This is a genomic window from Paenarthrobacter sp. YJN-5, assembly GCF_015040095.1.
GTDB lineage: Bacteria > Actinomycetota > Actinomycetes > Actinomycetales > Micrococcaceae > Arthrobacter > Arthrobacter ureafaciens.
Window position 1 is genome coordinate 56,739 of the sequence record NZ_CP053548.1, and the last position, 9,574, is coordinate 66,312.

The 9,574-nt window shown below is 63.0% G+C and carries 5 protein-coding genes; 3 read left to right on the forward strand and 2 right to left on the reverse strand.

What is annotated here, in order from left to right; genetic code table 11:
• Nucleotides 1–46: 46 nt before the first annotated feature.
• The gene (mobF, locus tag HMI59_RS25555) at nucleotides 47–4,531 is read right to left on the reverse strand and encodes a MobF family relaxase (protein WP_193594669.1); all 4,485 of its coding nucleotides are present in this window, start codon (nucleotides 4,529–4,531) and stop codon (nucleotides 47–49) included.
• 435 nt (nucleotides 4,532–4,966) lie between these two features.
• On the opposite strand from mobF, the gene HMI59_RS25560 reads away from it, so the two are divergent.
• Nucleotides 4,967–5,374, forward strand: a complete 408-nt coding sequence (locus tag HMI59_RS25560; protein ID WP_227471761.1) for a hypothetical protein — start codon at nucleotides 4,967–4,969, stop codon at nucleotides 5,372–5,374.
• A gap of 349 nt (nucleotides 5,375–5,723) precedes the next feature.
• Here the strand turns inward: HMI59_RS25560 and HMI59_RS25565 are convergent, their stop codons facing one another.
• Nucleotides 5,724–7,076: a ParB/RepB/Spo0J family partition protein gene (locus tag HMI59_RS25565; protein ID WP_193594638.1), complete on the reverse strand. Its 1,353-nt coding sequence runs from the start codon at nucleotides 7,074–7,076 to the stop codon at nucleotides 5,724–5,726.
• Nucleotides 7,077–7,603: 527 nt separating this feature from the next.
• Here HMI59_RS25565 and HMI59_RS25570 point away from each other — a divergent pair.
• Both HMI59_RS25570 and HMI59_RS25575 read left to right on the forward strand, forming a co-directional pair.
• Nucleotides 7,604–8,869: an IS110 family transposase gene (locus tag HMI59_RS25570; protein ID WP_011776917.1), complete on the forward strand. Its 1,266-nt coding sequence runs from the start codon at nucleotides 7,604–7,606 to the stop codon at nucleotides 8,867–8,869.
• A 33-nt stretch (nucleotides 8,870–8,902) separates the two neighbouring features.
• Nucleotides 8,903–9,304, forward strand: a complete 402-nt coding sequence (locus HMI59_RS25575) for an STAS/SEC14 domain-containing protein (RefSeq protein ID WP_032491030.1) — start codon at nucleotides 8,903–8,905, stop codon at nucleotides 9,302–9,304.
• Nucleotides 9,305–9,574: the final 270 nt, after the last annotated feature.

Here is a 9,574-nt window from a genome sequence, read left to right on the forward strand (position 1 = left end):
CCTACGTCTATGAGGTGCGTGAAGCAGCACCCCAAAGGATCCGTCTCTAAAGGTTACGACCAGGGCCGCGGCGGTCATGTTGCGGCCCCGGATCCTTCGCTTGGCGGGGTTCTTCGCGTCGTGCCTGTTCCTCGGCACGGCGGGCTTTGATCTGTTCAAGTGCTTCCTTGACGGCTTCGGGATTCCGCGCTTCTGGGTTCGGGCCTTGGCGTTTGGCTCGGTTTTCCCGGACCTTCCGGGCAAGTGCAGCCATGCGTTCGGCGCGTTCCTGGGCGGGGCTGAGGTGCGCTTCCGTGCCCCGTGCTTGTTGCAGGTGGTCAACGACGTCTTCGGCAGGTGTTGGTGTTTCCTTCACGATGGCTTCGACGTGGGCGACCTCGGCCATGAGGGAAGCGTCAGATGACAACAGCGGTTCCTTGGTCGTCTGTGCGGTGTACTTGTGCATGGCGATGATCCGCTGGGCGAGATCGGCACCCAAGCCCTTATCTTGGTGGTCATCCGGGACGGGTGCAGTCTGGCTGGCTGGGATCCGGTACATGTCGCGGTAGGTGGTGATTTCCACGGCGAGCTGCCGCCATTGTTCCTGCCGTGCGGGATCGGACGGCACCGGCCCGAGGGCAGTTGCCCAGGTTGGTGGTTCGGCTGCGAGTTGGGCACCGAGCCGGGTGACTTCGGTGGCCATGATTTCCCGGCGCGCGGCGAGTTCTGTCCGCCACAGGGCCGGGGTGTCGTCATGGGTGAAGACGTCGGCGGGTGCCATCCATGCCGGCAGCCGGTCAGCTGCTGCCTCGACGCTGACGGGGGCTGGCAGTTGGCGGCGCAGTTCGATTTCAGCGCGGATCCTGCGGTGGATTTGCGCGGCGGCTTCGACCTTGGGTCCGTTCTCGTCCCGGCGGCAGTTGCTCAGGGCGCCACGTTCGTAGGCTTCATCGGCCCGGGCCTCAGGTGGCATGAGTTCACGGAGGGATTGTTCCTTGTGCAGGGACGCTGCCAGCCACTGTGCTTTACGGGCGGCTGCGGGGTCGTTGATGGTCGTGTCCGTCCGGGCCTGTTGCTGCGCGGCGCGGAGCCGGGCTGCCAGGTCATCGTCGCTGAGGTGGCCGTGAAGGCGTCGCTGCCAGGGCGTGTCTTTCCTTTCGGCCAACCAGGTGCGGGCCAGGTCTTTCCGGTCCTGAGCCTCGGCACCGGGTCTGCGTGCCGCGTCGGCTTTGGCGCGCATCAGCTCACTGACGGCGCGGCGGTCGAGGCGTTCCAGTGCTTCGTCGGTGATGGATTCCAGCGGCCGGCGGCCCGTGTCGGCCGCCCGGTCCCGCCACCGATCGAGGCGGTCCTCGACGCGCCAGGCCAGAACCGCGGCGGGATCCTCGGAGGCACCGAAGTCTTCCTCGTTCACGCTGTCTTTGAGCAGGTGGACGAAGTTGAAGCCTTCGTTCTCGGCCGCACGCAGGTGCGTGGAGACTGCTCCCCAGGCAGTGGATTTCGTGAACGTCCCGGCCACGCCTTCGCCGAGTTCACGGCGGGCGATGTTGGCCATGCGCAGCTCGTTGGCCTGGGCGTCGATGTCCCGGTACTGAGCGGACATGTCCGGCAGGGACCGGGCTTGGGCGCGGGCGGCGTCCATTTGTTCGTGCGCGGTGAGGTTCCCGTCGTGGTTGGCGGCCACGGCCGTCAGGACGTCTTCCATGGATTCCCCGTCGCCGACGATGCCGTAGAGCTTGTTGGAGTACCGGCCACGGGACGCTGCGACGTACGCCAGCGCGCGGGACAGTCCCGAGCTGATCAGGGCGTGCACGGTGTCGCACGTGACGCCTTGGGTGCGGTGGATCGTGGCCGCGTATCCGAGCATCGTTTTGCCACGAACGTAGTCTGCGGGGAGCGTGATGGTGCCTTGGTGGCCGTGGTGCCGGACGGTCAGGGACCCGTCGTCGTGGGCGGTGAGGACGTTCCAGACGTCGTTGTTTTTGACGAAGTCTTTGCCGCGGTTGGTGGCGAGGCGTCGGTTGTTTTCGCGGGTGACGATGATGTCCCCGGCGCGGGCGGTCAGCCCGTCGCGGAGCAGGGCTGCCGGGGTGTCCGGGTCGAGTTCTCCGGTGGCGATCCGGTAGGCCTGGGCGCGGGCGTTCAGCTCGGTGACGGTGGCGTTGTCGAAGGCCATCATGATGGAGTGCTTGCCGGCGTTGGTGTCTTTCTGCCACGCCTCGAACACCTGGGACGTCATGGTTTCGGCGTCCCCGCCGACGACGCGGCGGTTCTCCCGGTAGAACGTCCAAGGGTCATCGACGCCGTGGACCGGGGGTTCGCGCAGGGCCAAGGTGGCTGCTGCTTCTGCCTCGTTCGCGGTGCCGTCGGCGTTCCGGAACCGGTGCAGGTCCTCCAGGTGGACTGCGCCGACGGTGTTCTTCAACAGCCGCAGCGCACCGCCGGAGCCGACGGCTGAGAGCTGCTGGTCATCACCGAGGGCACGGACGACGGCACCGTGCTGCTCGGCGATGGTGACGGCTGCGGCGAACCGTTGTGTGCCGACCATTCCGGCTTCGTCGATGATGATCACATCGCCGGGTTTGGGTGTGCTCTTCTCATCCTGGGTGCCGTTGGCGTGGGCGAGAACGAAAGAGTCAATGGTGGTGGCGGTGGCTCCGAGTTCGGTTCCCATCACGGCAGCGGCCACGGCGGTCGGTGCCAGCCCGAAGACGCGTCCGCCAGCTTCCCGGACGGTGTCAGCGGCGAGCTTCAGTGCCGTGGTCTTGCCTGCACCTGCTGGGCCGACTCCGATCAGCAGCAGCCGGTCGCTGCAGGCGAACTCTTTGGCCATGCGCAGCTGCCCGGCGTCGAACGTCTTCTCTTGCCGGGCCAACGCAGCATCGAACGAATCAATGGTTGCGGCGGGGATGACGACGCTTTGCGCGGCTGTGAGGAGCCGGTCTTCGCTGTGGAGGATCCCGGCTGAGGTGTAGAGGGTGGAGTGCGGTTTGCCGTACTTGGATCCGCCGTTGGCCAGGCGGAGCGCGTCGATGTCGGGGGTGCGTGTTTCGGGTGTGATGCGCAGGGAGAACTGGTCTGTCGCGCGGGCGGTGACTTGTTCCAGGAGTGTCTTGGGGATGGGCATTTCACCGAGGCGGGACCCGAGCCGGCGGGTGGCTTCGGCCCTGATGTGGTGTTCTCCCCACACGCCCCGGCTTTGCTCCAGACGTTCGATAACGCCTTGCGCTTCGAGGATCGGATCGATCTCGTCGGCGTGGGCAACCATCCAGGGAAGGTGGTCTCCTTGGGCGTCCTCGGTCCGGGCGTCGTGCCGGTGCGCGCGTGCTTTCTCGACGGCTGCGGGTCCGACGACGACGCCGGGGATGTTGCCGAGTTCTTCCATCCATTCGCCGACCAGGGCGGAGAGCTGGCGTGCTTCCTTCTTGCTCGGGCGGGTGTCCAGGGTGGCCTGCTGGGCGAGGGCGATCAGTTGCTTCTTGGTGGGTGCGTAGCCGTGCTTTTCGGTGAACTCGGCGGTCAGTTCATCCATGACGGGTTTGATGCCGGCCCTGCGGGACGATGCTGCTTCGATGGCTGCGACGTCGACGCCAGCGATCTCAACCACGGGTCGGTCGCCGGTGACTTTGCGTTCCTTCAGACCGACACCGAGGCGGGTGCAGATCTTCTCCATGACCACCCTGTTGTACATCTCGGAGGCGGCCACGTTGAACTGGTAGAGCAGCCTCCCGTCGAGGCTGGACCACTTCCCGTCAGCGCCCAGGACCTTGTTGGAGACCACGATGTGGTCGTGCAGCTGCGGGTCTCCGTTGCGGGAGTCGTAGTGCCGGAACTTGGTGTAGATCAGTCCGCCGTCTACGTCTTCCTGGCGTACGCCGTTGCGGCCTCGGCGGGTGAAGGTGGCTTCCTGTTCGAGGTAGGCCATGGTCTCTTCGATGGCCTCGTTGTGGGCCGCTTCGATTTCCTTGCGCGCCTCTTCACCGCCGATGGCCCACAGCACTGAGGCTGACTTCGCGGGCGCGAACACGAGGTCGTATCCGGCGACGGTTTGTGCTGCGGGTTTGGTTTGGGCGGTGATGAACTTGCCGAGTTCTTCCTTGTCGGCAGGGTTCCTGCCGTTGAGTTCGCGGAAGTATTGGGCGCCCTCTTTGGTGCGGATCAGGCGTCGGTTGTCCGCGTCGGGTTCGCGGTGGTTCATGCGCTGGTAGTCTCCGGTGGCGCGGTTGATCCGGGCTTGAAGTTCGTTGTCTTTCTGCTGTAGCCTGCGGTACCGCTGGCCCAGAGACACGTCCGCTTTGGGGTCTGTTGCCAGCATGGCGGTGGCGTTCGGGTGCAGTCCTTCACCGAACAGTGCGGCCATTTGGTCTTCGGTGACTTCCCCTGAAACGTCCAGATTCGACGCTCCGCCGCCGCCCCATTGGCCCGGCGGGTTGCCGTCGACTGTGTAGTAATCGCCCAGCTCACGGTTGCCTGCGCGCAGCTCATCACCGCTGGCGACTTCACGTGTGTAGTACGTGTATCCGTCGCCGGCACTGAGCTTGTGCACGGTCATCACGGAATCCAGCTTACCGGCGAAACGGCCTCACTTGTCGATGATGCATGAGGTGTGACAGATACTGTGCTTTTGGGTCTGTGGAATTGGCGGATGTGAGCTTGCGAGCGGTGCTCAATGGAACGGAGCGAAAAAGGGTAGGATCGGGCCATCAAGGTTTGATGCGGTTCTGCACATGAGAATGGGCGGTGGGTAACACGCTTTTCGTTATCCACCGTGCGTTCGATTGTGTGGAACCGTCGCCCTGGTTATCCCCGGGTGGGCAGCGGAGAGACCGTCCTTATCTCGGAGCTGTCCACGTGTGGACAGGCAGGGCATGACCAGCCCGAGCGTAAGCGAGGACCATTACGGCGCAACGCCGCCTCCCGTGCCACCAAGTGCGGCCTTAGCCGTGTGGTCGTGGCACGGGCAACCCCAGGGGAAGGGACACCAGTCATGGCAGCACCACGGAAATCAGCACAGCAGTTGGCGGCGCGTGAGAAGGCTCGCGCCAAGGCCAGGGAAATGACTGAGCGGCACGAACGACTGATTGAAATGGCCGCAGAATTCTTTGAACAGCAGGAGCAGGCCGAGCAGGTCCGTGCCGAAGCACAACAGAAGGCTGACGCGATCCTGGCGAAGGCAGAAACTGATGCCGAAGCCGCTGTGCTTGGGTCCGCGCGTACTGTCAGAGCGATGCTTGACTCCGGGGCTGCGAGGACGGATGTGGCGGCCCGGCTGGGTCTGAGCGGGGCTGAGGTAAAGCGGCTCGCCGACATGGTGTCCGCTGCATCGGACACAACCGATAACCCCGTGGAAGAGTCTCCCGAGAGTGCCGAGGGATCTGTGGCTGAGGCGGCCTGAGAGGCATGCGCCTCGAGCGATTCACAGGCCTAAACACGAAGGGCCAGCTTGGTAGCCGGCCCTTCGTGTCCTTCGGCAAAAAAGGAAATCTATGGCTTCAGCTTAGCTGAAGACGCGCGAACGAATCGCAACCAGGGGTTTGGTGGGGTGTCGTGGATTCTCCGGGATCCGCGGCAGTGGTGTTTCGTGGGCGGTGGGTGCGTTGATGGCGGTCCGCCGCTGGTGAGTGGCTGCTGTGGTCCGCCCTGGGGCGGCGGACCGCCCGCGCACGAAACGGTTCCAAGCCGACGATGTGGTTAGTGGCGCGGTGCCTTGCCGGGCGGTGGGGTTCCGCCCGGCAAGGGTTCTCTTATGCCGCTTCGGTTTCCTCGGCGGTTTTGCCGCTGTCGATGATCATTTGCTCGGTCTCACTCGCCGTGTATCCCCACTGAAATAACTGGTTCAGATAGTCCCGGTGGTTCTGGCTGGGCCGCCGCCATGAGTCCTTGGCGATGGTCTTCTCATACCCGGCGCAAACCAGCGCGATCAGAGAGAACTCAGGCCGGGCCGTGGACGCTGCCACGTGGTCCCGCAGCGGGTTCCATCCCCACCGGTCCGTCTCGTCGAACTTCGCTCCAACCATGTCAGCGGCCACCTTCCCGTCATAGCCGCTGGCCGTTTCAGGGTGGTGTGTGAGCGCGTAGGCGGTGAAATACTGCCAGCCCTTAGGTGCCTGCTTTTTCGCCAACAGGTTCCTGACGAAATCACGCCTTACGATGGTGGCCGACTCGGCGGCCTTGTTGTTGGCGATCAGGGTTTTTCGTTCGGCCTTCTGTTCCTCGGTCATCGGGCCTTTCTGGACATTGCTGCCGCCGTCGTAGCGTTCGTGCTTGGGTGCGAATCCCAGTTCCTTCCATCCGGCGATCACCAGCCTGACACTGTGCTCGCCTCGGTAGTCGGTGGAGACAAAGGCAGCGTTGGCATCCTCGTCGGTGGCCGGTTCCCCGTCGGACCGGTTCGCTGCCGAAACGAACAGGTTCTCTTCGTCGGCGTAGTGGCCGGCGTAGTCAACGATGGTTTTGCCTTCGGCTTTCAGCCCATCGATCAGTTTGGTGAGGGCGGCCTCGCGTGCCCGGTCATCGCGGATCTGCTGGGCGACGTGGAACAGCTGGTCGGGTTCGTCCATGAGGACGGATTCGAGGTCTGCCGTGGCGGCCTCGTCCTGCTCAAACTCGGCCATGATCAGGGCAGTTTCGATGCTCCATCCCCTGCCCAGGGCGGCGGTCCCGGCCTCGGATGCTTTGGCTTTCAAAGCTCCTTCGACGGTGGTCTTTTTCCGTCCGGTCTTCTTGGCGATCGCCGCCGCTGAAACGCCGATCAGGGACAGTTGGTGGTAGGCGTCCGCTTCGTCGGCTTCGGTCAGTTCGGCGCGCTGGATGTTCTCCACGACCTGCGTGACGATCCGTTCGGCCTCCTCCGGGCTCTCGATGATCATCACCGGGATTTCCGTGCGCTGGGCTTCGACAGCGGCGCGGGTGCGGCGCTGTCCCATCAGCACGTGCACCGTGCCGTCGTCCTTGCGGTGGGCGATCACCGGTTCCATGACGCCGTGTTCTTTGATGCTGGCGATGAAGTCAGCCGTCAGGGCTGCGTCTTTGCGGACGTTGATGTCCACGGTCAGGGTGGTGGGGTCGAGCATTTCCAGTGTGGGTGCTGCGTTCATTGTGGTGGTGCTCCATTCTTTGCCGAAATGGTTGGTGGGTGGGGCGGCTCAGGTGACCGGCCAGCTTCCCTTCCCTCCAGTTGTTTTTCGTTGCTGGCACGTAGTGCTCTACGGGGCCGACGGAGGCGTCTCCTCCCCTTGGGCAAGGTGCCGGAAATCTTCGAAAGGAAATCAGCGACGCAGGAGCGCCGTCGAAGAATTCCGGTGCCGCCGGGCCCCGGAGCTTGCGGAGGGGTCAGGAGCTTGAGCCGGAGCGGAACCGTATGATCCGCCAGGACAGCCACGAAAAACGGTAATACTGGAAAAGGTCTTGAGCCGGCGTGACTCAGCAAAAAACTGACGTGCCTTCCGGCACTGTCTTACCGACGATTTGTCGGCCGGCTCAAGGTCCATCAAAGGGGGTGATGTGCCAGGCGGACATGACTTCATAGGAGCCTGATACGACTAATCCCATTACCGTTTTGTCTGCCCACCTGGCCTACCCCCAATTCATGAGCCATTGAACTCGACTGGGGGCCGCTTCCATCTTGGCAACAGAACCAAGCAACATCATCGCCGGCATCGACACACACGCCGATACACACCACGTGGCCATCATCAACGAACACGGCAAGCCACTTGCCGACAGAGAATTCCTGGCAGTGGGATCCGGATACCGCAAGATCGTAGACTTCATCACCAGCCATGGCACGGTCACAGCCGTAGGGGTCGAAGGGACAGGCTCCTACGGAGCCGAGCTCTCCCGTGTCCTACGCGGTGAAGGCTTATTGGTACTCGAGGTGAACCGGCCGAACCGTGCCGCCCGCCGGACGGAAGGCAAGTCCGATCCTCTGGATGCCTACCAGGCCGCCCAATCAGTACTCGACGGCCGGACCACATCAATTCCGAAAGCCAAAGACGGTCCCGTTGAATGCCTCCGAATCCTGCGCGCCGGGCGTGCGTCGGCTATGAAGGCCCGGACAGCGGCCGTCAATCAGATCAAAGGTCTTCTCGTTTCAGCTCCGGACAGGCTCCGAGCAAAGTACAGAGGGCTGGGCACCGCAGCGATGATCACGTCCCTGCACCGCACCAGACCGTCGGGCCACATGGCTGACCCCGAGTACGTGTGCCTGCTGACACTGAAAGCCCTGGCCTCCCGCTGCCATTCACTCGCCGCCGAAATTGCCGCCGCCGATGCCGCGCTCCAGGAAATCCTCGACAGCTACGCGCCGATGCTCTGTGACCTGCCAGGAGTCGGAACGGAAGTAGCCAGCCAGCTCCTGGTCACTGTCGGAGACAACCCAGACCGTATAGGTAACGAAGCCCAGTTCGCTGCCCTCGTCGGAGTCGCCCCCATACCCGCGTCCTCGGGCAAAACAACCCGGCACCGGCTCAGCCGAGGCGGTGACCGCAACGCCAACCATGCCCTGTATCAGGTCGTCCTGGTTCGTATGGCGTCGTGTCAACGGACCAAGGACTACGTGGTCAAACGCACCGCGGAGGGCAAGAGTAAACGGGAGATCATGCGCTGCCTCAAACGCTACGCAGCCCGGGAAATCTACCGTCAGATCACCAACCCCCAAGCAGCCCCAGACAATACAGATCTCCGCCAACTACGCAACACACTGGGTTGCACCATCACAACCGCAGCCAGCGAACTTGGCCAATGGCCCTCCAAAATTTCCCTCCTGGAACGCGGCCTCCTCCGCAACGACACGCTGGCCACGAACTACCGCCAATGGTTGACCAACCAAACCGACAAAAAAGACAGACCGGATAAGGAGGCAATCCCTATCCAATCGGTTTACATTTAGGGTCAAGCTAACGAGCCTTGGGGGTTGCAGGTAATGGCATCTGTTGGGTCAGGCAAAGCTGAACTGTTTATGGACGAACACGGGATTCTTCAACTGAAGTGGGCGCGCCACGCCATCATCCGATCAAGTGATGCTGAGGCAGCTATGCACATGGTCAACGAGCTATGCGGACAAACGGAACGCCCACTGTTGGTGGACATGGCCACAACATCCGAGGTCAGCCGCGGTGCCCGCGCTGTCTTCGGTCGGACCTGCCAAGCATCACACGTCGCGCTTCTGGGCGCTTCACCAGTAGACAAAGTCATCGCCAACTTTGTCTTGGCCATGAACAAAACACCCCGTCCCAAACGCTATTTCACCTCACGGGCAGAAGCCCTGGCATGGCTCGTAACAAGCACCACTGCAGAACCTGACATCTCGCCCAAGGACACGTAGGAGGACTGCCTAAGGCCCTGTCGGGTCTTGGCTCACGGCCAAAACTGCGAGGTCGTGGATGAGCAGTCGCACTTGGCGTTCGTGCCCGCTGGAAAACACAACACGAGATGAAGGAGCAGAGCTCACAGACGGAGCGGGAACGGGTGAAGGTTTGCCCGGCGGTGCCACCGAAGCTCCCTCGGCTGCAAAAGGATCAATAAAGCACACTGGTTCCATTACACGTTCCCCTCAACCGTCAATAACCTGATCTGACCACTATGGATCGATCCG

Excerpts from the sequence above, each read along its gene's own strand:
- mobF (WP_193594669.1), bottom strand. The coding sequence starts at position 4,531 with ATGACCGTGCACAAGCTCAGTGCCGGCGACGGATACACGTACTACACA.
- HMI59_RS25560 (WP_227471761.1), top strand. The coding sequence starts at position 4,967 with ATGGCAGCACCACGGAAATCAGCACAGCAGTTGGCGGCGCGTGAGAAG.
- HMI59_RS25565 (WP_193594638.1), bottom strand. The coding sequence starts at position 7,076 with ATGAACGCAGCACCCACACTGGAAATGCTCGACCCCACCACCCTGACC.
- HMI59_RS25575 (WP_032491030.1), top strand. The coding sequence starts at position 8,903 with ATGGCATCTGTTGGGTCAGGCAAAGCTGAACTGTTTATGGACGAACAC.